Origin of the sequence: Pedobacter miscanthi (assembly GCF_032678605.1) — a bacterium.
GTDB lineage: Bacteria > Bacteroidota > Bacteroidia > Sphingobacteriales > Sphingobacteriaceae > Pedobacter > Pedobacter miscanthi_A.
This window is the reverse complement of record NZ_JAVTSU010000012.1, coordinates 171,884-197,534: the sequence shown is the minus strand read 5'-3', so window position 1 is coordinate 197,534 and position 25,651 is coordinate 171,884. Positions and strand designations below refer to the sequence as shown.

Below are 25,651 nucleotides of genomic sequence, written 5' to 3'. Positions count from 1 at the left end.
GTGAGGTTTCTAATAACAATCAGTTTTATCATATTCTTTTCTGCAGTTGTTGGTGCACAAACAACTGCAGATAGTATTTTTTTAGATAAACAGGCAGAGCAAAATTTCCAATCTTTAAAGTGGGGCATTACTCAACTCCATAATACTGATATAGAAAAAGCAGCATACTTCGGCTTGAACTACAATTATCAAAAGGGTCATTTCAGACAAGCACAGCAAGCTGAAAAATCAAGCTCAGCCTCTTTTGCCACGGAGGGAGTTAGCACTATAGATCGCTTTAAGCTTTATGGCTATTTCTCGTTCAACAGAACCTGGCAGGACAGCCTGGCCTTTAGTCAAAAAGGAATTGAGGACAGTTACACTCCTTATTATTTTATTGCTGGTAAGGCCGGTACATTTGAGCGGCAGAAATACCTGGGTGGTGGTATAATATCTTATAACCTTTTAAAGGATAAACTTTTTATTGGAACAGGAATAGACTACCTATACAATTCTAGTGCTCGATCAGTAGATCCAAGATCATTAATAACAACATATAAAATCGTTTTTAGTCCAGAAATCGCGTTAAAACTTAAAAGGAGTACGATTGGCTTAGGAGTAATCGCAGGTTATGGTGATGAAAAAATTGAGATTGGCTATAAAAATGATAATTACGGAGGCTCACAACTTTACCCTGACAGAATATCGTATTTAAATTTTGGTTATGGATTTTTAGAAATCAATACTACAAATTTCATAAGGAGAAATACTTACACAGGACTAAAATTAAATTATTCGGGAAAGTTTTCTGATTGGAACATGAATGGAAAGTTGAGTTATTTAGTTTCTAAAGAAGTAAATCAACTGGTTAAAGATAATTCCATAAACGATCAGACTTTCGGAACTTATCAATTAGAAACCTATAAAATAAATTTAATCCTGAACAAAAGGATTGATAAAACCAATCATCAAGTTTCGATTGAAGCAAGTCAACATACCGGGGATGATAATTTAGTACGTTTAAATGCAAGAAACTATACCCTTAAAATAACCGACGTTAGTTTGAATTACAGCCATTTTAAATCGAGCTTTGATGGTAACGCCATTACCTGGTTTGCTAAAGCAAATTATAGGGATTTTTATCAGAAAGATGCTGCGGCAAGTCACACTTTACTGTATAGTTATATAAATCCAAAAATTGGCGGAACTGTATATTGGAATAAACTTAAAGGTGATTTTTTATCAACAGAACTTTCAATAGGAACTCGTGTTCCATTAAAGTCAGATGTAATGGTTCCGGTAACACAGGTCAATACTTTTACGCGTGGAGTGGCCTACCCCGATTATTTATACTGGAGCAGCAATGTTGGAGAGCTACAATTTTCAGTTGATTATACCACAGGAAAATTAATCAACAAATTTCGAACAGGCATTTCCCTTAAATCTACTTATTTCAGAAATTTAGGAACGCCAGTATCAAATTTAGATGCAAGTTTTACACCTGGCAAAAATTATCTCGATTTCAATCTGTCCTTAAACCTCTATTTTTAACCCATGAATAAAATTTTTGCCCTTCTTACGCTTGCCCTCACCGGATTAATCCTGTTTTCATTTCAATCGGCAGATTTTAACAATGATGATGAACTGAGCATAGATAGCCTGCGCAAAGTTTATTCAAAACCTACCGATCAATGGCCAAAACCAACGGTAGATAAAGATGCGGTTTTTCAGGAACTGGGCGAACTCCCACCCTCTCCTATTGATTTAAAAAACGATTCGGTTAAGAAGGTGGTGGAGTTGGGTAAAATCTTATTTTTTGATCCGCGTTTATCCGGCTCCAACCAGATTTCGTGTTCGAGTTGTCATGCTCCAGATTTACATTGGACAGATGGCCGCCAGGTCTCCATTGGGCATGATCATTTGGCCAATATCCGCAATGCACCTTCTTTAGAGAATGTTTGGTTTTACAAACGCCTGTTTTGGGATGGCCGTGCAACCAGTTTAGAAGAACAGGCTGTTAGTCCGGTGGCGGCTCATAACGAGATGCACCAGGATATGAAAGCCTTACCTAAAAAATTGAGCAAGATTAAAGGTTATCAGCCTTACTTTACAGCAGCTTTTGGTTCAAAAGAAGTTACCAATAAAAGGGTTTTCGAAAGTCTGGCCACTTTTCAGCGCAGTATAGTGAGCCGCAGAACGCCTTTCGACCGTTTCCTGGCTAATGATAAAAAAGCATTGACTGATCAGCAATTAGTGGGATTACATTTATTCCGTACCAAAGCCCGCTGCATCAATTGCCATAACGGACCTTTATTCACAGATAACGAATTCCACAATGATGGCTTAACTTATTATGCCCGTAAATATGAAGACTTAGGTTTATACAACGTAACCAAGAAACCGGAAGATGTAGGCAAGTTTAAAACGCCAGGACTAAGAAATGTAATGAAAACGGCTCCATGGTTCCACAATGGTTTATTCCCTGATATGGATGGCGTAATGAACATGTACAATGTAGGTATGCCCGTACAGCGTGTAAAACCAGAACAGGTTAATGATCCGTTATTACCCAAAAACGATAAGTTGCTTAAAGGCCTTAAACTAAGTATTGTTGAAAAAGATGCTGTGGTTGCGTTTTTAGAAGCATTATCTTCACCTACTGTACTGCTACGAGTGGAGAAATTACCGCAATAAAAAGTTTGGAGTTTGGAGTTGAGAGTGTTGAGTAGATTTAGCCGCCTTAAAGGCGAGAATTATTTAGAAAGCTTCATGAGTTGGCAGATTTCATTAACCTATATTGTAGTGATTAGATTAAAGATTGCTTGGGCTCCCTTTACCCACCGTCTCAATGACGAATTAGAACGATGCACAATTAACCGCTTAACTATTCCGAACAATTAATCAATTCAAACAGTTAACCGTTTTCTACATCTTACCCGACTTCAGCGCTTCTCCGAAAAATATCGAAGCATGTTCGTCGAAAGCAGCAGGATCACCGCTGGTATAAAAATGTCTCTCGCCTTGTTTAGCCAGTTTTTTTTCGATTTCGGGGTGTCGATCTAAATAATTGATTAAACTATTAGCAACGATCTCTCCCTGCGTTAAAACGTTGATATGATCAGGGAATACCTTTTTTAATTTAGGCATTAATAAAGGATAATGCGTACAGGCCAATAACACACAATCAATTGCTGCAGATTGACTCAATAGCTGTTCGCAATATTCATGGATAAAAAAATCTGCTCCTGATTGTAAATGTTCATTATTCTCGATCAAAGGTACCCACATGGGGCAGCTTTGCTGGTAAACTTTGATATCAGGAAAAAACTTATTGATTTCTAGCAGGTAAGATTGGGAATTAACCGTTCCACGAGTGCCCATTACGCCTACGTTTTTGCTTTGGGTATAAGCATCTATTACCTCGGCCGTAGGCCTGATAACGCCTAGCACTCTCCTATCAGGATACCTGGCAGGCAAATCCTTTTGCTGGATCGTTCTTAAGGCCTTTGCAGAGGCAGTATTACAAGCGAGGATGACCAACTGACATCCTTTTGCAAAAAGCCATTCAACGCATTCTAAAGTATATTTATAAATGGTATCGAAAGAATGATCTCCGTAAGGCGAACGTGCATTATCTCCTAAATAGATGTAGTCGTAATTAGGAAGTTTACCGGCAATGGAACGGAATACCGTTAAACCGCCGTAACCTGAATCGAAAATACCTATAGGAGAAGAGTTTTGCATGTTGTAAAGTTAGTTGAAAAGTTAGTTGAAATGTTGTAAAGTTGGAATGTTTTAATCAATATTAATGACGGAAAAGTTAAAAAAGAAAGTGCCTCGGGGAACGTCATTTCGAGCGAAGTGCAACGCAGTCGAGAAATCTATCGAGGTAGATCTCTCCGCTCCGTCAAGCTCCGGTCGGGGTGACGGGCATTTATATAAATTTACAACCTTAAAGCATCTTGGAAACAAAAAAGCGCAACTAAGTTAAACTTAATTGCGCTTTATATTTTGAATTGGTAGGAGCCTCATGACTCCGAACTCCCGATTCAGGACTATTTCTTAGGTGCAGCTGGTTTTGCAGCAGTTGCTGTAATACCTAATTTAGTTTTAACTGAACCAGTGATATCATCGCCACCATCCCAGAAAACTAAATTGTTACCACCCTGTCCGTTTGCGATATCGAAAACGTAAGCTAAACCTTTTTCTTTAGCTACAGCAGAAATTGCAGTTGCAACTTTAGCCTGGATTGGTTGAAACAATTCACCTTGTTTAGTACCTATATCCTGTGAAGCTTTAGTACGGGCATCAGTGATACGTTTTTCTAAATCCTGTAATTCTTGCCCGGCAACTTGTAACTCTTTACCTACAGTTTCTTTGTTCGCTTCGCTCAACGTTTTTTCTTTAGCCTGAGCAGCTGCCAATTTGGTCTGATATTCTTTGATCATTGCATCAATATCAGCTTGTTTTTGTTTACCTAGGGTCTCTAAAGTTGCTTGAGCGGCTTTAGCCTCTGGTAAATTTGCGAATACCTCTTCAGAATTAATGTGACCCAATTTTTGTTGTGCACTTGCCATATTCGCTGTAAACATTAAACCTGCTGCTACAAAGAATACGTTAATTAACTTTCTCATCGTTCTATTTTACTTTTTTTATTTTTTTCTAATTGTTTTTTCTAAAAATCCAGGCGAATATACTAATTATTTGCAGTCCCCGGCTTGTAACCTAATTTTACAATTACATCATTACTAACGTCGTAACTGCTGCTTGCATAAATCATCATTGTGGCTTCACTGCTCTTATCAAAAATGAAATCCAGGTATTTAGATTTTGCAATTTGTTTAATGGCTTCAGCCACTTTATCCTGAATCGGCTTGATTAATTTAGCTCTGCTCTGAAAAAGATCACCATCAGGGCCAAATTTAGAACGTTGAAATTCTTTGGCCTGTTTTTCTTTTTCGATGATTTCGTTTTCACGGCGCTTGCGCATATCATCAGTTAATAAAACCTGATCTGCCTGATAAGCTTTGTACATCCTGTCGATCTCAGAAAAATTCTGATCTACCTGTTGCTGCCATTGTTTAGAGGCAACATCCAACTGACTTAATGCCGATTTATATTCTGGCAAATGTTTTAAAATATACTCGGTGTCTACATAAGCAAACTTCTGTGCAAAGGCACCGAAAGAAGTGCAAAGTAGAAATGCGATAAAAAGATATTTCTTCATTTTTGTGTGTGTTAATGATACAGTTAATAACCTAAGCTTTCTTTAAACTCATCTTGCAATGATTTATTGCATAATTAGTTATTTTTTTGTTCTTTATCAATTAAAATCCACCTAATTGTTGTGCGATACTAAAAGTAAAGTTTTGCTTTCCTCCATCTGCAACGCCAGGTATCCTATCAAATGCATGGCCATAATCGATACCCAATAAACCAAATATTGGTAAAAATATACGGGCACCCACACCAACTGATCTTCTCACGTTAAAAGGATTGAAATCACCAAACCTGTTCCAGGTGTTACCAGCCTCGGCAAAGGCCAAAACAAATGCTGTTGCCTGCTGACTAGCAATTACCGGATAACGTGCCTCTAATACATATTTAGTATAAATCGGGCTACCAGATTGCTGAGCGATGCTTGGATCAGAACCATTTGGAATAACGGTGTTATTTGCATAACCACGCATTGCGATTAACTCAGAACCCTGTAAGAAATCGAATCCCTGCATACCATCACCACCCAGTTTAAAACGTTCGAATGCTGATTGGCCTACTGCTTTATTGTATGAGCCTAAGAAACCAAATTGGGCCTGTGCTTTAACAACTAAGTTACCGGCAACACGTTGGTACCATTGTGAATCGAATTTCCATTTATGGTATTCAGTAAAGCGATATTTTTCCTTATCAGATGCCGTTGCATAATTCACTTTGTTAAACAATGAATATGGTGGCGTTGCCTGAATCGTAAAACGTAAGAATGATCCTGATTTAGGGAAGATTGGCGAATCCCTCGAATCGCGGCTAATTTCTTGTGATAAACTTAAGTTATAAGATGTACCGGTATTAAATAAATAACCGGTGTAGTTATTTAAGATATATTGTTGCAAACTCACGGCATGGGTTAACTGGAAATAGTTATCCGGCCAGTTTAATCTTCTACCCAAACTAACGGTTACACCATTTAAACGGATTTTCTGAAAAGTTGGATCGCCGTTACTTAAACCGTTTGATTGTAATGAGGTAAATGCACTCACACCAAAACTTACCGGTTTTTCGCCACCAAACCAGGGTTGTGAGAACGAGAAACTATATGATTGGTAATATTTACCGTTGGTTTGTCCACGTAAGCTTAATTTCTGTCCATCACCTTTTGGCAGCGGCTTATAAGCTTTTAAATTAAACAGGTTACGTAATGAGAAGTTGTTGAAGGTTAAACCTAATGTACCGATAATACGGCCGCCACCGAAACCACCTGATAACTCTATCTGATCCGAAGGTTTTTCTTCCACAGCATATTCGATATCCACGGTACCATCTGCCGGGTTAGGACGAGGTGTTGGAACGGTTTTCGATTCATCAAAGTTACCTAACTGACCAATCTCACGGATGGTACGGATTAAATCACTTTTATTAAATTTTTGTCCCGGTTTAGTACGGATCTCACGTAAAACCACTTTATCGTTGGTAATGGTGTTACCTTTTAAAGTAATGCGGTTGTTGGTATACTGCGGACCTTCGTACATACGTAATTCCACATCAACGGTATCGCCATAAATTTTGGTTTGTACCGGATCGATGTTAAAAGTTAAGTATCCGTTATCGGTATACATACTGTTAATGTCGCCACCGTTTTCGCCACCACCGTTTAATTTTTTGTTTAATCTTTCTTCACTAAAAACATCACCTTTTTCGATGGTTAATACTTTTTGTAAAATACTATCCGGGTAAATGGCATTACCAGCCCAGCTGATATTACCGAAATAATATTTTTTACCTTCGTAAAGGTCCATCCTGATGTTAACCTTTTTCTTATTGTACTGGTAAATGGTATCTTTTAATAATTCAGCATCGCGGTAACCTTTTTCATGCAATTTAGCAATCATTTTTACCTTGTTCTCTTCGTACTTTTCTTTTGAGAATTTTCCTGAACCATAAAAACGCCACCAGGTAAACTGTTTAGGGTTTTTTAGGTATTTTCTAAGTTTTGCGGCTTTAAAATCTTTGTTTCCGGTAAAATCGATGTGCTGTACTTTAACACGGTGACCTTTATCGATATAGGCCTCCAAAACCACGCTGTTTTCAGCATTCGGATCCTTCCGGGTTTTGTAATCGATCTGGGTAAAGAAAAATCCTTTATCCAGTAAATATTTTTTAACAATAGCCGAGGTGGTATTATATAGGTTATCATTTACAATTTTACCCGTTTTATCATTCAGTTTTTCCTGAATGGCTGTTTTTTCAGATTTACGGATGCCTTTTAAATCAATAGAGCTTAAACGCGGACGTTCTGATACTTCGATTTCTAAATAAACAGAATCCTGAACAAATTTTTGAATGTTGATTTTAACATCATCAAACAAGCCTTGTGCCCATAAGGTTTTAATTGCATCAGAAGTTGCCTCACCCGGAAGAACGATTTTATCGCCCTTGGTTAATTTAGATAGTGTAATTAATACTTCTTTATCTAAATATTGGGTTCCTATTACTGTGGTACCACCAATGATATATTCTTTAGGACTAAAATAATCGAGATCTAAGCCACCAACCTTTAAAGAAGGGGTTGCCGGTGCCTGACCTTGGGGACGTACTTGAGCGAAGGCCGGAGCGGCTAAAACTAGTAGAATTAAAACTTGAAATATTTTTTTCATTAAAATAATTTGTTCAGTAATGGCCACGAAGGTAACAATGTTTTATAAAGCAAAATTTCTTTATTCTGTTTCCCTTATTATGGTTTCATTTATCGTATAAAAGTGGTGCTAAGTTAGTTTAAACGCTTGTTAAAAAGTGTTAAAAGAAAAATTAGTTTAATTGTTCACTAATTTTACCAAAACGGCGTTCGCGTTTTTGATAGTCTACAATGGCCTCGAAAAGATCTTCGCGCCTGAAATCCGGCCACAAAACATCGGTAAAATAAAACTCCGTGTAAGCCATTTGCCAAAGCAGATAATTGCTGATGCGGTGCTCACCACTTGTTCTGATCATTAACTCCGGATCGGGTATATTTACGGTTGTAAGTTTTGACGAAAACAGGTCTTCATTAATATCATCTAACGAAATGCTGTTATCTTTTACAGCAGCGGCAATTTTTTTGGCTGCTTCTAAAATTTCCCACTTTGCGCTATAACTCAAGGCCAGTGTTAGTGTACATTTCTCGTTATGCGCCGTTTTTGCCATGGCCTCTTTCAAATCATCAATACACTCTTGCGGTAAAGATGCAATGTTGCCGATAGCATTAAGCTTAATGTTGTTTTTATTAAGTGTTTCGGTTTCTTTGTTGATGGTAGAAATAAGGATTTGCATCAAAGCATCTACCTCTTCTTTTGGCCGGTTCCAGTTTTCGGTAGAAAATGCATATAAAGTTAAATACTCGATACCTACTTCTACGCAGCCTTCCACAATGTCTTTTACAGAAAGTACACCTTGCTCATGTCCGAAAACCCGCACTTTACCCTGGCCTTTTGCCCATCTTCCATTGCCATCCATGATTACGGCAATGTGCTTTGGCAGGCGGCTATAGTCTATTTGTTCTTTAAATCCCATTAATTATGTCAAAATCAGCTTAAAAGGAATAGCATTTTGAGGATACAAAGGTAAAAGATATGCCAACACTAACAAATAGATAAGTGTCCCTTTTTCGAAAATCGCCTCTTTGTGTTCCCGCCTGTCCGATTTGGTAGCGTGAAGGATCGGATAAATTAACCCGATTCTGGCCATCTCCAACAAATACGGGGTTAACCGGATAACGACCACTTACATCATCAATATAATCGGTAGAGGGCGTTCTGTAGCCTAATTCTGTAAAAACACTCCAGGTATCTTTGTAGTTATACCTTAAGCCCAAACCGTAAGGAATGGTTAAAACTGCCCTTTTGTATCCATTTTCCTGCCCTTCGGTGGCTAAGTTACCTAAGCTATACCTCTCTCCATTTATTTTTACGGTAGGTTTAAAAACAAGCAAGCCCACACCAGTAAACAGGTATGGTGTAAATTGGCGTGTACCACCGCCAAGGTTAAAATTAAAAAAATTAAAATCAACCAGTCCGCTAAATTCGTTTAATGAAGTTCTAAAACGCAGGTTTCTTTCGCGCAACTGCTCATTGCCAGAGTAGGAATCATCGGCCTTTATATCTCCATAGGTGTAATTTAATCGAACACCCAGGTACTGGTTAAAATTCCGCTTTACATAAACACCTCCGGATAAACCACTAATCTGCAATGGATTGTTCTGGTTAAGATCGCCCATATAACCTGCACCACCAGCCATTACACCAACTTCCCAGGAGGGTGTGCCTACCATTGCACGCTGTGCATGGACGAGCTGCCCGCTGAAAATGAAAAAGAGGGTAACCAATAGCTGTTTGTTTGGCGTCATACTTAGTAGTTACGGGTATCAATGCCCCATAATAATTTATTCCTTAACGTGTTTAAGTACGTTTCATTGTTAAGGCGGATAAGATTTATGCAAAAATCGGCTTTTTTTATACTAATTTTAACCGAACGTTCTACGGTTACGGTACGGCTATCGCAGGAAACAAGGAATTTCGATTCCCTGGCTTCTACTTCAAATGAGAGCTTATTACCGTCGGGCACCACTACCGGCCTAACATTTAAATTATGTGGTGCAATGGGTGTAATTACAAAATTTTTGGAGTCAGGATAAATAATCGGTCCACCGCAGCTTAACGAATAAGCGGTAGAACCTGTTGGGGTGGCAATAATCAATCCATCCGCCCAGTAAGAGTTGATAAACTCATTGTTCATGGAGGCATGGATAATCATCATGGCCGAATTATCGCGACGGTGAATGGTGATATCGTTCAGGGCAAAGTTTTCTTCGCCAAATAAACCATTGTCCGATTCCAGGATTAAAAGTGAGCGTGCATCTAAAGTATATTCTCCTCTACTTAATGCTTTTAACGCCGATCCGATTTCATTTTTGTTGATACTGGCCAGAAAACCCAACCGCCCAAAATTAATCCCGATTACGGGTATGCCCGAATTGCGGATTAAGGATAAAGTATCTAATAAAGTGCCATCGCCGCCCAAGCTCAACAATACATCTGCATGTTCTTTAAGTTCGGCATGGTTATGAAAAATAAGGGTATTTGCCGGCAGCTTTATCTTGCCATGAAGGGATGTTTTAAATTTAGAATATAAAACGGGTTGGATATGGTGCTCGGCAAAATGGTCAAAAACCTCCTGAACATAGGGCAAAACCGTATCATTAAAATCTCTCCCGTAAATTGCAATCCTCATAAAGCAGGTTTATACATTTAAATAATTCATGAAAGAATCGTAACGCTCCTGCGATCCATCATCAATTTGTGTGTTATTGTATACTTCTTTTACCAGGTAATCATACCTTTCGAAAGAAGCTACCAATGAAGTTATTTCTGTTTTATTTACTTTGAGCGTTACTTCTAAACGTGTAGAATCTTCGAAAGAATTAACGTAAGAAGAGAGTACCTGTGCATTATCGGCCTCAACAATCTGGGCGATATGCGCAAGTGAATTATCACGGTTACTGATTTCGAGCACAATAATACCACCAGGTTGATTTACGGCGTATTGTTCTGCTACGGCATTAACCATATTGTTAATGGGAATTAAACCCAGGTAATTTTTCTGTTGATCGAGTACAGGAACAGCGGAAAGTTTTAACTGGCTCAACAACCTGATTACATCATAAGTATGTGCATTGTTCAGCACAAAAACATTGAGCATGTTTACAGCAGCATCACTTAAAAGCGTATCGTGGTTATGGATGTTTAATAAATCATCTTCAGCAACCAAACCCAGCAAAACACCCTCATTAACAACAGGCAGATGCTTTATTTTAAAATCGTTCATGCGATCTAAAGCTTTCTGCACCGTGTCAGCGGTTCTTAATGATGGAATTGCATCTGATATGATTTCTGCAGCAAACATTATTTTAATAATATTCTATCTAAAAATTTATCTAAAAAGCCGTTAAATACTTCGGGATGTTCCATCATAGGCGCATGTCCGCATTTATCTACCCAATTCAATTCAGAATTTGGCAATAACTGGTGAAATTCTTCTGCCACTTCCGGCGGGGTAACTTTATCGTTCTTTCCCCAGATTAATGATACAGGGATAGTAATTTTCGACAATTCTTTGGCCATGTTATGGCGGATTGCCGATTTAGCCATGGTTAAAATCCTGATAACCCTTGATCTGTCGTTAACGGTTTTAAATACGTCATCAACAAGTTCTTTGGTTGCCGTTGCCGGATCGTAAAAAGTAAATTCAACCTTTTCTTTAATGTAATCGTAACTCTCCCTGCGCGGAAAAGAACCGCCAAAGGCATTTTCATATAAGCCCGAACTGCCGGTTAATACCAGGGCTTTTACAAATTCCTGATGTGCAACGGTAAATACCAAACCTACGTGGCCACCAAGCGAGTTGCCTACCAGCACCACCTGGTTTAAATTTTTATATTTAAAAAAACGGTGAATATACCTTGATAAGGCCTTTACACCGAGGGTTAAAATGGGAAGGTCGTAAATGGGTAAAATCGGGATAATTACACGATAGCGATCTTTAAAGTGTTCGATAACGAGCTCCCAGTTGCTTAGTTCGCCCATTAGGCCATGTAGCAATACCAGTGTCTCGCCTTCTCCAGCTTCAATGTATTTAAATCCGTCTTCTTCTATTATCGGGTAAGTCATATCTATTTTAGATGGTATTGTGCTACTAAGTTAGTAGAGTAAAATTAAATTTATGCATTTCTATGCCATTTTTCTGAAATAAAATCGAAAACGGTATAAAAACCTACTTTTAAGTATCTAGGAACAAGTATAAGTATCAAGAAACAAGTATTAAGTATCGAGAGACGAGTATTAAGTATCAGGATACGTATTTTTTAGCTTCGTTCATATAATATAAAGTGGTTAGCGGCAGGCGATAAATTAGCCTTAAACCTTTAAACCCTCTACCTTTTACCTTATTTAAGCCAGTTTTTCTTTAACAATTTCGGCAATTAATTTACCGTCTGCTTTACCAGCCAGTGCCGCGTTTGCCAAGCCCATTACCTTACCCATATCCTTAACCGTTGTGGCGCCGGATTGTTTGATTACGTCTTCAATAATTGCGGCAACCTCTTCCCTATCCAGCTGTTTTGGTAAAAATTGACCAATCACCTCCAGTTCTTCTTCTTCTATTAATGCTAAATCTTCGCGGTTCTGTTGTTTATAAATATCGGCAGATTCGCGACGTTGTTTAATTAGTTTCTGAAGGATTTTGGTTTCAGTTTCTTCTGTAATTTCTTCTGCATGACCTTTTTCTGTCCGTGCCAAAAGCAAAGCAGCTTTTATTGCCCTTAAGCCTCTTAATGTAGCGGCATCTTTAGCCAACATGGCTTTTTTTATTTCCTGATCTATGGTGTTTGATATCATTTTTTTATTGGTTAATTGGTTAATAGTTATTGGTTAATCGTGCTACTGGTATAATTGTTTAATTGCTGGATTGTTAAAGCAAATCGCTTAGTTCACGCTAAACGCATTTTATTGCTCCAATAGCCTGGTTGTTATAAGTTGATTCTACAGTTAACCAGTTTATAAATTTAAACGATTAACCTTTATTTATAATCGTTGCCGTTGCCTGTGCGGTTGGCATAATCAGCATATCGTTAATGTTTACATGTTTTGGCCTGCTTACCACGTACCAGATGGCGTCGGCAATATCATCGGCAATTAAAGGCTCAAAGTTTTCGTATACCTTTTTTGCCCGTTCTTCATCACCTTTAAAACGCACCACCGAAAATTCAGTTTCTACCATGCCGGGATTAATGGCCGTAACTTTTATTCCGTAGGTAAGCAAATCAATACGCATGCCCTTTGTTAAAGCATCAACTGCATGTTTACTGGCACAATATACGTTTCCGTTTGGATAAACTTCTTTACCGGCAATAGAACCTATATTGATGATATGCCCTGATTGATTTGGAATCATCCAGTTAGAAACAATTTTGGTTACATAAAGCAAACCTTTTACATTGGTATCGATCATCGTATCCCAATCGTTGGTATCGCCTTTATCAATAGGATCTAAACCCTGACTTAAACCTGCATTGTTTACCAGTACATCTACTTTTTTCCATTCTGCTGGCAAAATCTCTAAAGCTGCAGTAAGGCTTTCTTTATCGCGCACATCTGCAAAAACCTGTTTAACGGTGATGGCATATTTATCTTCCAAATGGTGGGCAATTTTAGCCAAACGTTCTTCCCTGCGGGCCAATAATACCAGGCTATAACCTTGTTGGGCAAATGTATGTGCACAAGCTTCGCCAATGCCAGAAGTTGCCCCTGTAATGAATGCGATTTTAGACATGTTTATGAATTTTAAGTCTTGGTAAACCCTAAACAAACCCCTTATTGTTTACCTATACCAACAAAGGTAAGTTTTTTTGGATTGTAAGCTTATTGAAAAATCAAACTGAATGTTAATTGACGTAATTTCAACTTATCGATCGGATTGGCATAAACAGTATTGTCATGCTGGAGCAGATCGCCTTTAGAATACGACAGCTTAATTTCGGGCGACATTTTAAAATATTCGAAGTAAAGATCAAAGCCAATCCCTGTTTCGTATGAAAGATAATTACGCTGATTTTTCAACAATTTGTTTACCGGACTTTCACCTTCATCGAAGGTTTTTTTCTTCGAGGCAATATCTATTGAGTATTTAGCGCCACCAAGCCAGTAAGCCCTGAAATTGTTTAACCGGTTTGATTTTACTTTTATACCCAGCGGAAATTCGAACATGGTGGCCTGTACTTTCCGCTCAACAAGACTCTGGAAATTTTTGGTTTGTCCGTTACCTAAATTAATCGGTGCCATTGGCTCGTATTCGTAGCTCACAATTCTATCACTAAAAATAAGTGAAGGGGTTGCCCGGATATCAAAGTTATCGGAGATCATCCTGTTCATTACAAAACCCAGTCCGAAGCCCTGCGAAGGTGTGCTGTAAATGGCATTTAACCTAGAAGTAACCGGAATACCTGAATTTGGATCGTAAGAAACGCCTAATGAATTTGGCACTTCATAAAAAGGTTCTCGCCAATTCTGCTTTTTAAGGATTTTATATTCGGCAGATATATATTGAAAATTAAAACCAAAACTCCAGTCTTCATCATCTATACCGCCACCCCAGTTTTGAGCAAAAGCAGTTGTAGAAACAGCGAAGAGTGAAATAATGAGGCTTAATTTTCTGATCATTTGGTTCCTATATATATCGAACTTATTCCAAACGTTAAAATTCTTTGTTTGGTACTTTTGAAACCGATTTTTTCCATTAAGCCAGTAAAATCTTCTCCATCAGGAAAAGCAGCAACCGACTCCGGCAGGTACGTATAAGCCCTGTGGTCTTTAGAAAACAGCTTTCCGAAGAAAGGTGTTACCTGCTTAAAATAGAAACTATATAATTGTTTTACCGGAAATACCTTTGGTTTAGAAAATTCTAAAATCACCATTTTACCGTTCGGTTTTAATACACGGTACATATCGGTAAGTCCTTTTTCGAGGTTTTCGAAATTACGCACGCCATAGGCACAGGTAATGGCATCAAAAGTATCATTTTCAAAGTGCAAACCTTCTGAATCGCCAACCTGGACGGTAAAAATTTCGTTTAAGTTACGTTCATTGATTTTCTTTTTGGCTACCTCAAGCATACCTTCAGAAATATCTACACCGATTACCTTTTCGGGATGGAGTTTTTTAATGGCCTCGAAGGCAAAATCGCCGGTTCCGGTGGCTACATCAAGCATAATCCTCGGCTGGCTGGAAACCAGTTCTTTAATCGCTTTTTTACGCCACAATACATCAATGCCTAAAGAAAGAAAATGATTTAAAAAATCGTAAGTGCCCGAAATGTTATTGAACATGGTTGCAACCTGCTCTTTTTTAGTTGCATCTTCTACTTGGTATGGGGTGATATTCTGATTCATGATATACGGCAAAGATATGGAAAAGTCGGGAGTCTTTAGTCCGGAGTCCGAAGTCTTTGGCGCAAAGTATTCAGTGTAATGTCAAAAATGAGATTTAAAAAAGATTATCAAATTGGACTCCGGACTTCCGACTTCGGACTTCCGACTCAAAACCCTACCTTTGTACCATGATTATCAAAACGGCAACATTTGTTTGCAGCAATACCCAGATTTCGGCCTTACCGGCACCATTAATGCCCGAGTATGCATTTATTGGCCGCTCTAACGTGGGTAAATCTTCATTGATCAATATGTTGGTTAACCAGCATGGATTGGCTAAAACTTCTCAGCGTCCGGGTAAAACCCAGTTAATTAACCACTTTCTGATTAACGAGAAATGGTATATCGTCGATTTACCTGGTTATGGTTATGCGAAGGTTTCGAAAACAAGCAGAGAGAAATGGGAGAAATTTATCCGTGCGTACATTACCAAAAGAGAAAGTTTGCAGTGTGTTTTTGTATTAATTGACAGCCGTTTAGAGCCTCAGCAGATTGATATTGAATTTTGCTACTGGCTGGGCGAAAAACAGATTCCATTTTCACTGATTTTTACTAAAGCTGATAAACAGGGCATGACCACCACCCAGAAAAATGTTGCCGCCTTTAAGAAAAAACTGGGGGAGTTTTTTGAAGAAATTCCCGCCACCTTTATTTCATCTGCAGAAAAAGGAACCGGAAAGGATGAGGTTTTAGACTTCATTTATGAGGTGAATAAAGATTTTGTTGTACCAACAGACTATAAGAAATTTTAACCAGTTTTCAGTTCGCAGTGCATAATTTTCAGTTTAAATTAAAAAAATCTGTGTAATCATCCCCCTACAGGAAATTAATCAGTTCTAAAATAAATGAAAAAATACTTTTCACTCGTATTATTCGCTCACTCTGTTTTTGCGCTTCCATTTGCCATGATTGGCTTCTTTTTGGGCGTAACCACTACAGAAAATCCATTTTCGTGGTATAAATTAATTCTGGTTCTGTTATGTATGGTTTTTGCCCGTAACTCGGCTATGGCTTTTAACCGCTATCTCGATCGGAATATTGATGCCAAAAATCCGCGCACTAAAATGAGGGATATCCCTGCCGGCAAAGTTTCGGCCAACGAAGCGTTAATTTTCGTTATTGCCAATTGTGTATTTTTTGCCATTACCACTTACTTTATTAACCCACTTTGTTTCTATTTATCGCCAGTGGCTTTATTTGTGGTTTTGTTTTATAGCTATACCAAAAGATTTACGGCTTTATGTCACCTGGTGCTGGGATTAGGTCTTTCTCTGGCCCCGATTGGTGCTTATATTGCTGTAACCGGACATTTTGCTTTAGTACCTGTGCTTTATTCGTTAACCGTTCTTTTTTGGGTGAGTGGATTCGACATTATCTACGCACTGCAAGACGAAGAATTTGACCGTGAAGAAAAATTACACTCCATCCCATCAGCTCTTGGCATTAAAAATGCTTTAAATGTTTCGGTGCTGTTACATATATTATCGGCTACCTGTGTAATTTTACCGGTTTTTTTCACCTCTTTTAGCTGGGTTTATTACGTAGGTATTGTGTTTTTCTGTTCCATGTTGATTTATCAGCATTTACTGGTTAAACCGAACGATATCAGTAAAGTAAACAGGGCTTTTCAAACCTTAAACGGTTATGCATCGGTGGTATTTGCCGTATGTTTTTTAATAGATGCGTATTTGAGACATAAATAATAAATGAGAGAATGAGTGAGTTTTGAAGGGAGAGAATGGTAAACATTCAATCATTCTTTCATGCAATCATTCTCTAATTCAATAATTACAAAAATGATAACTAAGAAACCCAGAACATATATCCCACAGGAATTAAGCATTACCTGGGAAAATTTAGAACCTCTTTTTACCGAACTTCAACACCGAGAAATAAACAGCACTGCAGCACTAGAACAGTGGTTAAAAGACCGCTCAGAACTGGAGGCTGCTTTGGAAGAAGATTTTGCCTGGAGATACATTAAAATGAGCTGCGATACGGCCAATGAGGAGTTGGTTAAAAACTTCCAGTATTTTGCGACTGAAATAGAACCAAAAATTTCTCCGTTAGGCAACGAATTGAATAAAAAATTTGTCGAAAGTCCGTTTATGGATGACCTGGACAAAGAAAAATACTTCGTTTATAGCCGTGCAATCAAAAAAGCCTTAGAACTTTACCGTGATGAAAATATTGAACTGTTTACTGAATTACAGGTAAAACAGCAGAAATATCAGGGTACTACGGGCGCGATGAGCGTGGAGATTAACGGCCAGGAATATACCTTGGAACAGGCTTCGATCTTCATTAAAGATTTAAACCGCGAGGTGCGCGAAAATGCCTGGAAAACGATCCAGCAACGTCGGTTAATTGACAAAGACGATTTAAACATTCTTTTTGATGAGTTGATTAAATTGCGTAATCAGGTTGCCTTAAATGCAGGTTTTGAAAACTACCGCGATTATATGTTCCAGGCTTTGGGCCGTTTTGATTACACCCCGCAGGATTGTTATGATTTTGCCAATGCCATCGAAAAAGAAATTGTTCCGATTTTAAAAGAGCAGGCCGAAAAACGCCGCGAAGCTTTAGGTTTGGACGTATTAAAGCCATGGGATTTAGAAGTAAGCGTAAGTGGCAAACCAGCTTTAAAACCTTTTAACAATGGCGAAGAACTGATTGATAAAAGTATTGCCTGTTTTAATGCGATTGATGAAAAATTAGGTTCAAAACTGGCTACCATGAAAGCCAATAACCTTTTCGATGTAGAGAGTAGAAAAGGTAAGGCACCTGGCGGCTACAACTATCCTTTGGCCGAAACCGGAGCGCCATTTATCTTTATGAATTCTGCAAACTCACTTCGCGATTTAACCACAATGGTTCACGAAGGCGGTCATGCCATCCATACTTTTTTAACCGCAGGTTTAGAATTGAACGATTTTAAACATTGTCCATCAGAAGTGGCCGAACTGGCTTCTATGAGCATGGAACTCATTTCTATGGATAATTGGAACGTTTATTTCGACAATGAAGAAGATTTAAACCGTGCTAAAAAAGAACAATTGGCCGATGTTTTAAAAACATTGCCTTGGGTTGCGGTAATTGATCAGTTTCAGCACTGGATTTACACCAACCCGAACCATACCGCTGCCGACCGCGAAGAAACTTTTAAACAGATTTACAACCGTTTTGGAGCAGGCTTTGCCGATTGGACAGATTTACAACAGCAATTTGGAAACGGCTGGCAAAAGCAACTTCACCTTTTCGAGGTTCCTTTTTATTATATCGAATATGCCATTGCACAATTAGGCGCCATAGCAGTTTGGAAAAACTATAAAGAAAACCCTGAAAAAGCATTAGAACAATACCTTGCCGCACTTTCTTTAGGTTACACTAAACCAATGAATGAAATATATGAAACCGCAGGTATCAAATTTGATTTCAGCGCAGAATATGTAAAAGAACTCGCGGGTTTTGTGAAATCAGAACTGGAGAAATTAGGGTAAGGAAAGCTAGAAGGTTTGAAGGCGGAGGGCTGGAAGGTTTTCCCTCAAAGTTAAATAAATGAAAGTCGTGGCATTTTGTCACGACTTTTTTGTTTATAACCGCAGATAAAAAGGATGAACACAGATTAATATTATTGAATAAAAATATCTGGTCTTAGCATCTCGCTAAGACCCCGTACTTTTTTGCCACGGAAACGCAGAGAACACGAAAACCTTTACGCTTCGACTCCGTTCAGCGTGACCAATCGAGTGGGATTCAACTAAAGCGATCGCTATTGTACTAAACCCTGAACTTTGCACAACACCAATGAACAAATGACCAATGAACCACTGAACTATTTTATGTAAAAAAATGTTAATTGGGTTAAACATTGTTAAAAATCAGTGCTTAATGCACCTAATGATTTAGTTTCGTTCAATTCCTGATCAGATAAAAGGAAAACTAATCATCATCCCCTAATTAACAATGAAAATATTCGCTCCGTATTTTATTCTATCGTTATTATTTTTGAATATCGTTTCAGCACAAACGACAAGAATCCGTATCACGGGTACCGTAATTACAAAAAACGGTGTAAAGGTTTCAGCTAATCTTAAGTTTACCAGCCTGGCAGATAGCTCTTTTGTTAAAACTGTAAGCACTAATCAGGAAGGTAATTATTTACTAGAGAATTTCCCGGCGGGTAAATTTGTTGTAATCGTTAATGCTGTGGGTTATAAAACCGTGCAAGAAACATTTGCATCGCTCCCAGGCAAAGCCAGTATCGATTTAAGTTTTAACCTGGAAACAGAGGCAAAAGAACTCGAAAGTGTTGTAATAGCCGGTCGTAAACCACTAATTGAGCGCCGCAACGATAAAACGGTAATGAATGTAGAAAACAGTATTGTTTCAACCGGAAATACAGCACTCGAAATCCTTGCTAAAATGCCGGGAGTATCTGTTAACCAGGACGGGATCATCAGTGTAAAGGGGAAATCTGGTGTAAACGTTCTGATTGATGGAAAATCAACCTATTTATCTGCCGAACAACTGGCTACGCGATTAAGATCGTTAAATGGTAACGAAATTAAAGCGATTGAACTGATTACCAATCCTTCTTCAAGGTATGATGCGGAAGGCAATGCGGGTATACTCAATATTAAACTAAAAAAGAATACCAATTATGGCACAAATGGAAATATAAACCTGGGTTTCGGCTACGGGAAGAATGCCAAAAGCGATGCCGGGATCTCGATTAACCACCGCGACAAAAACCTGAACATTTTTGGCAGCTTTGCAAACAACAACAATAAAGCAAGCGAAAACCTTGATATCTTGAGGATCGCGAAAGGTGATAACCAGGATACTTATTTCCACCAATACAATACGCAGGTGAGGTTTACCCATAACAACAATTATAAAGCCGGGATCGACTATTTTATTAACGAGAAAAATACCCTTGGTTTCTTAACCACTGGTTATTTTAATAATGGCCACGACTTATCAAACGGCGGAACAGCCATCGGCTCAAGTTTTACGAAGGTAGATTCTTCGATCATTGCTGATAACCCGGCTAAAAACAAATACCGTAACCAGGCTTATAATCTCAATTACAAAAGTGTAATAGATACGCTCGGTCAGGAATTTGCTATCGATCTGGATTATGTACAATACCATAGCGAAGAAAATACGCTTTACCAAAATTTCTTTTTTGACCAGAACGGTTTAACCTTTAAATCACCTGCCATTTTCAGAAATGCGACTCCTTCTTTTATCAAAATTAAGGCTGCAAAAATTGATTATACGCTCCCATTAAACGCCAGTACAAAATTAGATATGGGTTTAAAAAGCAGCTGGGTAAGTACCGATAACGATTTTCAGTTTAAAAACCTGGTTGGAACAGACTGGAAGAATGATATAAAAAGAAGTAACCATTTTATTTACGACGAAAACATCAACGCCGCCTACGCGAGTTTAAAACACGAATTTAAATCAACTAACATTGAAGTTGGTTTAAGAATGGAACAAACCAACTCAAAAGGTAACTCTATTAACGATAACAAAATTGTAAATCGCAGTTATTTTGATTTTTTTCCGAGTTTTAGCCTCAACCAAACCTTAAATCCAAATCATGAAATCGGCTTTTCATACAGCAGAAGGATTGACCGCCCTGATTATAAATCATTAAATCCATTTGTATATTTTGTTGATTTATATACTTTTAGTCAGGGAAATTCTTTTCTTAATCCACAGTATACCAATGTTTTTCAACTTTCATACGATTACAAAAAGGCATTAAATATTTCGCTCGGTTATAACATTACCAATAACCTCATCATGGATGTACTGTTACCAGGCAATGGACAGAAAACACTTTATCAAACGGTACAAAACCTGGATAAACAATATGCTTACGATTTAACCATTGGCTATCCTACTACAATTACTAAATTCTGGAGTATGGACAATACATTTACCAGCACTTACAACCAGATTAAAACCACAAATTTAGGAGATGGTGTATATGATCGAAAAAAAGTGAATTTCATGATTAACAGCAGTCACACCTTTATCCTTAGTCCATCAGCCGCAGCAGAACTTTCTGGCGAATACCTATCATCGCAGATTTACGGCACTTATGCCATTAAACCATACTATGGAATTGATTTAGGCTTAAAAAAATCATTCTTCGATAAAAAACTTAATGTCAAACTTGCGGCCAACGATATCCTTAATTCAAGAAAGGCGAGGATCAGCAGTGCACTTTCCGGTTTGGAGTATAACCTCACCCAAAAACAGGAAACCAGGGTTTACAGGCTTACTTTAAACTACATTTTTGGTAGCAGCAGCCTTAAGGGCACTCGTGATCGTAAAACCAGCGTAACCGATGAAGAAGGTCGGATTAAATAAGTTATGATTCGTTTTTCTGCCTGATCTTCGAGATGACTAACATCACCAAAACCGATAAAAGGATCATAACCAAATAACTGTAGCTCAGGTTACGTTCGTCTTTTGCGGGGATCAGGTTTACTATACCATAACTCAACACAGAAACAATTACGTAGGTAAAACCTCCTGTCAATCCGCCCGCTATCCCTGCATTTTTAGGAAATTTGCTCAAACAAAAAGTAAAATAGTTGTTAAAAGTATAACCTGCACCAACGTGAATAATAAAAGCAAAGAAAATTAACGACCAAAGGTTCGATACAAAATTTAAGCTTACAATCATTAATACCACAAAAGCAACCTGCAGCAACGAATTAATCATTAACCTCTTAAAGAAAGGCCTGTTAATGGTTGCCTTACCAATAAAGCCACCAACCATCCAGGCGAACCCCAAAAACAGAGAACTATAACCCGCTATAACAGGTGAAAAATTTAAATGATGCTCTATAATAAACGGTCCGGTCATGTTGTAAACCATCACCATACAGTAAGCCAGTCCCAACATTACGATACCTAAGGTAAAACTGGTGGTTTTGATCATTTCAGCATAAATACCCGTAATTTTTTTCAATTGAAAATCAGTAAAATGTTTTAAGGTTTCACCACTAAATACAATCTCGAGTAAAGCAAAAACCACTGCAAAACCTGCCAGGAAATAAAAATTAGATTCCCAGCCAAAAGCAGTTTGCAGGTAACCACCAATAAACGGGGCAACAATTGGTCCGGTACTCCAGATGATAGAGAACAAACTCAGGTAATGTTTGAGCTGATCGCCCTTAAAAAGATCTACAAAATATGCTCTTTTTGCTACCACAATAGCCCCAACGGTAATCCCATGAATCACACGCATAAAATAAATCAGGTAAATATTATGGGTTGTGGCAATAACTAAACTCGCGACAGCAAAAATCAATAATGCATAAAGGGAAATTTTATACCGGCCAAAACTATCGAGTACGCTGCCAATAAAAAGCTGTGAGATTCCATAACTAATCAAAAAGATGCTTAGAGTAAGTTGTACCTGCACATTGCTTACGTGTATTGCCCCTGCCATGTCAGGTAAAGAAGGAATATAAATATCGGTAGCAAAGCCAGAAATAGGGAGCAAAGCAAAAGCCAGTAATGTGGCTATGCCCTGATTGTGTTCTTTAATATATTTTATTTGTGCTGTATTCGTATCCATGTGTTACCCTAATAATATTTATATTCTAATCAAACAAGGCCTTAAATACTCCTCACTGCCTTTATTGACTAACAGGGGCAAAAGTAACCATTCTAAAAAGCCAAAAATTATGCGAATCAAATAAAGGCTTATTCAAGCCAAATAATTGTGGTTTTTGACTTAAATTCAATAATTGGAATGCTTTTTCATGACATTTTGCATCCAAAATGCTGTGTAATGAAAATTATATCCTGCTTTAAACGTTTTTAACCAAACTTTTTATAAGTTTGAAGAAACAATCAAACAAAAGATGTTCGAAAAGCTATTCAGAAAGAAATCTATTTCCAAGATATTACAAGATGCGGCAAAAGGCTATGGCGACCATGAAAACACATTACATAAAACACTAGGTGTTCGCGACTTAACAGCTTTTGGAATTGCAGCAATTATTGGCGCTGGTATTTTTAGTACGATAGGTAAAGCAAGTGCCGACGGCGGTCCGGCAGTAATCTTTTTGTTTATTTTCACGGCAGTTGCCTGTAGTTTTGCGGCCTTTGCTTATGCAGAGTTTGCCTCCATGGTTCCGGTTTCCGGCAGTGCATATACTTATTCTTATGTGGCCTTTGGCGAATTGGTTGCCTGGATTATCGGTTGGTCGCTCATTATGGAATATTCCATCGGTAACATCACCGTTGCCATATCCTGGTCTGATTACTTTACGGGCTTACTCTCCACGATAAAAATACCCTTCTTGGGCATAGATGGTATCCACGTGCCCGATTGGATGACAATGGATTACCTGAGCGCCTATAATGGGCATAAACATGCGGAAGCACTTTTGGCTGCCGGTAAAAACTTAGCAGCCTTAGATCCGGCGACAGCTTTGGCCAATAATGCATGGCTTACCGCTCCACAAATAGGTGGTTTTCACCTTGTGGCAGATATTCCTGCTTTGGGCATTATCATTTTAATTACCTGGTTAATTTACCGCGGCATGAAAGAAAGCCGTAATGCAAGCAATGCAATGGTTGTAGTTAAATTGGCTGTAATTCTATTGGTTTTAGCGGTAGGTATATTTTATGTTGATACTAAAAACTGGGATCCATTCGCGCCTAACGGTGTTGCTGGTGTTTTAAAAGGCGTTTCGGCAGTGTTTTTTGCTTACATCGGTTTTGATGCCATTTCTACCACTGCCGAAGAATGTAAAAATCCTCAACGCGATTTACCCCGCGGAATGATGTGGGCAATCATCATTTGTACGATATTATATGTTGCTATTGCCCTGGTTTTAACGGGTATTGTTAAATCAGATACTTTAGCCGTTGGCGATCCGCTAGCATTCGTTTTCGACCAGATTAATTTAAAATTAATGAGTGGTATTATTGCAGTAAGTGCAGTATTTGCCATGGCCAGCGTATTATTGGTTTTTCAAATGGGCCAACCACGTATCTGGATGAGTATGAGCAGAGACGGATTGCTACCGAAATCATTTTCGAAAATCCATCCTAAATACAAAACACCTTCATTTGCAACCATTGTAGTTGGTTTTGTTGTTGCTGTTCCATCGCTGTTTATGAACCTGACGATTGTTACTGATCTTTGTTCTATCGGGACATTATTTGCTTTCGTGCTGGTTTGCGCAGGTGTTTTGGTATTGCAGAACAGGCCCGATGTACAACGCGGGAAGTTCAAAATCCCTTATGTGAATAGTAAATTTATTATTCCCGTTGTTTTTATAGCAACAATAGCTTTTGCGTTTACAAAATATAGTAAAGAAACAAAAGCATTCTTTTTCAATTCGCCAAAAACCATTCAAACCGTAACTTTTGTTACTTCTTTAAGTGGCGATGAGCTAAAAATTGTGAAAGAAGAAATTGTTAAAAATGCCGCTCCGCAAATTATTCTGGCAGAAAAAGTTGATGCTGAATCTTATTTGAGCGCTTTGCCTGCAGATCGTTACGAACAATTTATATCGGCTTCAAAAGTATCGATAGAAAAGAAATACGAAAGTGGCTGGGGCTTGTTTAAACATAAAATCCCAATGTGGATCTTTTTGATCATCTGCGTGATGATTACTTACTACTGTATTACTAAAAACCTGTCGTTAATCCCTGTTTTAGGACTGATCAGCTGCTTGTATATGATGTGCGAGCTAGGCATCTCCAACTGGATTGGTTTCGGTATATGGCTCGTAATAGGCCTTGTAGTTTATTTTGCCTATGGCTACAGGCACAGTAAACTGGCAAATCCGGAGATATAGTTTTAGCAAATGAAATACAATCCTTTAATACATCATCGAAGATCGATAAGGTTAAAGGATTACGACTATTCAAAAGCGGGAGCCTATTTCATCACAATCTGCTGTGAAGATAGAATCCACAGATTCGGAAAAGTTTCGGGCAATGAAATGCTCCTAAATGAATCCGGAACTATTGCTTACAATGAATGGATTAATTTAGCTGACAGATTTCCAAATTTTGAACTGGATGTTTTTCAGATCATGCCGAATCACATGCATGGCATCATCGTTTTATCAGATATTTCTTCTTCTGCTGAACTGTCTGGGCGACCATTGCGGTCGCACAAGAAGAAGATAATTTAAACTGGGCGACCCCCCGCAAGGGTCGCCCAGACAATTGCAGACATAGCCGGCGCATACAAATCAATCGTTTCAAATCGCTGCCTGCAACTGTTCAAATCACACAATAAAACAATGGGAAAGCTCTGGCAACGGAACTATTACGAGCACATCATCCGTGATGAAAGAGCATACCAGAACATCTCGAATTATATCATCAATAATCCCGGCAAATGGAATGAAGATAAATTTCATCTGTAAATAAAAAAATCCCCTT

The 25,651-nt window shown here is 38.3% G+C and carries 22 protein-coding genes; 8 read left to right on the top strand and 14 right to left on the bottom strand.

What is annotated here, in order from left to right; all coding sequences use genetic code 11:
* Entirely contained in the window at positions 1-1,530 is a 1,530-nt protein-coding gene (locus R2R28_RS18725) for a DUF6850 family outer membrane beta-barrel protein (RefSeq protein WP_316827209.1), read from the top strand.
* Positions 1,531-1,533: 3 nt separating this feature from the next.
* Entirely contained in the window at positions 1,534-2,673 is a 1,140-nt protein-coding gene (locus R2R28_RS18720; protein WP_316827208.1) for a cytochrome-c peroxidase, read from the top strand.
* 231 nt (positions 2,674-2,904) lie between these two features.
* Here R2R28_RS18720 and murI read toward each other — a convergent pair whose 3' ends face one another.
* From murI to ubiE, 13 genes are all read right to left on the bottom strand, one after another.
* Positions 2,905-3,723 carry a glutamate racemase gene (gene murI, locus R2R28_RS18715; protein WP_316827207.1) on the bottom strand — a complete coding sequence of 273 codons (819 nt, stop codon included), beginning with the start codon at positions 3,721-3,723 and terminating at the stop codon, positions 2,905-2,907.
* A gap of 311 nt (positions 3,724-4,034) precedes the next feature.
* Complete coding sequence (locus R2R28_RS18710) at positions 4,035-4,613, bottom strand: OmpH family outer membrane protein (protein WP_316827206.1); 579 nt, start codon at positions 4,611-4,613, stop codon at positions 4,035-4,037.
* A gap of 62 nt (positions 4,614-4,675) precedes the next feature.
* A complete protein-coding gene (locus R2R28_RS18705; RefSeq protein ID WP_316827205.1) occupies positions 4,676-5,206 on the bottom strand; it encodes an OmpH family outer membrane protein in 531 nt (176 codons plus the stop codon).
* Between the two features lie 100 nt (positions 5,207-5,306).
* Entirely contained in the window at positions 5,307-7,850 is a 2,544-nt protein-coding gene (bamA, locus tag R2R28_RS18700; RefSeq protein WP_316827204.1) for an outer membrane protein assembly factor BamA, read from the bottom strand.
* 151 nt (positions 7,851-8,001) lie between these two features.
* Positions 8,002-8,742 (bottom strand): isoprenyl transferase, encoded by a 741-nt coding sequence (locus R2R28_RS18695; protein WP_316827203.1) that lies wholly within the window; start codon positions 8,740-8,742, stop codon positions 8,002-8,004.
* A gap of 19 nt (positions 8,743-8,761) precedes the next feature.
* Positions 8,762-9,574, bottom strand: coding sequence for a DUF6089 family protein (locus R2R28_RS18690; RefSeq protein WP_316827202.1), 813 nt, complete (start codon positions 9,572-9,574; stop codon positions 8,762-8,764).
* Between the two features lie 2 nt (positions 9,575-9,576).
* A complete protein-coding gene (locus R2R28_RS18685; RefSeq protein ID WP_316827201.1) occupies positions 9,577-10,458 on the bottom strand; it encodes an NAD kinase in 882 nt (293 codons plus the stop codon).
* 9 nt (positions 10,459-10,467) lie between these two features.
* A complete protein-coding gene (locus tag R2R28_RS18680) occupies positions 10,468-11,130 on the bottom strand; it encodes a CBS domain-containing protein (protein WP_316827200.1) in 663 nt (220 codons plus the stop codon).
* Positions 11,130-11,894, bottom strand: coding sequence for an alpha/beta hydrolase (locus R2R28_RS18675; RefSeq protein WP_316827199.1), 765 nt, complete (start codon positions 11,892-11,894; stop codon positions 11,130-11,132). The genes R2R28_RS18680 and R2R28_RS18675 overlap by 1 nt, the downstream gene beginning before the upstream one ends.
* 279 nt (positions 11,895-12,173) lie before the next feature.
* On the bottom strand, positions 12,174-12,620 hold the full coding sequence (locus R2R28_RS18670) for a GatB/YqeY domain-containing protein (protein ID WP_316827198.1): 447 nt from the start codon (positions 12,618-12,620) through the stop codon (positions 12,174-12,176).
* A 175-nt stretch (positions 12,621-12,795) separates the two neighbouring features.
* On the bottom strand, positions 12,796-13,554 hold the full coding sequence (locus R2R28_RS18665) for an SDR family oxidoreductase (RefSeq protein ID WP_316827197.1): 759 nt from the start codon (positions 13,552-13,554) through the stop codon (positions 12,796-12,798).
* Positions 13,555-13,643: 89 nt separating this feature from the next.
* Positions 13,644-14,441, bottom strand: a complete 798-nt coding sequence (locus tag R2R28_RS18660) for an outer membrane beta-barrel protein (RefSeq protein ID WP_316827196.1) — start codon at positions 14,439-14,441, stop codon at positions 13,644-13,646.
* Positions 14,438-15,169: a bifunctional demethylmenaquinone methyltransferase/2-methoxy-6-polyprenyl-1,4-benzoquinol methylase UbiE gene (gene ubiE, locus R2R28_RS18655; RefSeq protein WP_316827195.1), complete on the bottom strand. Its 732-nt coding sequence runs from the start codon at positions 15,167-15,169 to the stop codon at positions 14,438-14,440. Before ubiE ends, R2R28_RS18660 begins: the two co-directional genes overlap by 4 nt.
* 167 nt (positions 15,170-15,336) lie before the next feature.
* On the opposite strand from ubiE, the gene yihA reads away from it, so the two are divergent.
* From yihA to R2R28_RS18635, 4 genes are all read left to right on the top strand, one after another.
* Complete coding sequence (gene yihA / locus R2R28_RS18650; RefSeq protein ID WP_316827194.1) at positions 15,337-15,960, top strand: ribosome biogenesis GTP-binding protein YihA/YsxC; 624 nt, start codon at positions 15,337-15,339, stop codon at positions 15,958-15,960.
* 93 nt (positions 15,961-16,053) lie between these two features.
* Positions 16,054-16,911 carry a UbiA-like polyprenyltransferase gene (locus R2R28_RS18645; protein ID WP_316827193.1) on the top strand — a complete coding sequence of 286 codons (858 nt, stop codon included), beginning with the start codon at positions 16,054-16,056 and terminating at the stop codon, positions 16,909-16,911.
* Positions 16,912-17,004: 93 nt separating this feature from the next.
* Complete coding sequence (locus R2R28_RS18640; protein ID WP_316827192.1) at positions 17,005-18,708, top strand: M3 family oligoendopeptidase; 1,704 nt, start codon at positions 17,005-17,007, stop codon at positions 18,706-18,708.
* Positions 18,709-19,174: 466 nt separating this feature from the next.
* Positions 19,175-21,598, top strand: a complete 2,424-nt coding sequence (locus R2R28_RS18635) for an outer membrane beta-barrel protein (RefSeq protein WP_316827191.1) — start codon at positions 19,175-19,177, stop codon at positions 21,596-21,598.
* Between the two features lies 1 nt (position 21,599).
* Here the strand turns inward: R2R28_RS18635 and R2R28_RS18630 are convergent, their stop codons facing one another.
* Complete coding sequence (locus R2R28_RS18630) at positions 21,600-22,817, bottom strand: MFS transporter (RefSeq protein WP_316827190.1); 1,218 nt, start codon at positions 22,815-22,817, stop codon at positions 21,600-21,602.
* Between the two features lie 289 nt (positions 22,818-23,106).
* Here R2R28_RS18630 and R2R28_RS18625 point away from each other — a divergent pair, with 289 nt between their 5' ends.
* Together R2R28_RS18625 and R2R28_RS29200 are read left to right on the top strand one after the other, a co-directional pair.
* A complete protein-coding gene (locus R2R28_RS18625) occupies positions 23,107-25,056 on the top strand; it encodes an amino acid permease (RefSeq protein ID WP_316827189.1) in 1,950 nt (649 codons plus the stop codon).
* Between the two features lie 453 nt (positions 25,057-25,509).
* A complete protein-coding gene (locus R2R28_RS29200; protein WP_410479185.1) occupies positions 25,510-25,635 on the top strand; it encodes a hypothetical protein in 126 nt (41 codons plus the stop codon).
* The last annotated feature ends 16 nt before the right edge of the window (positions 25,636-25,651 follow it).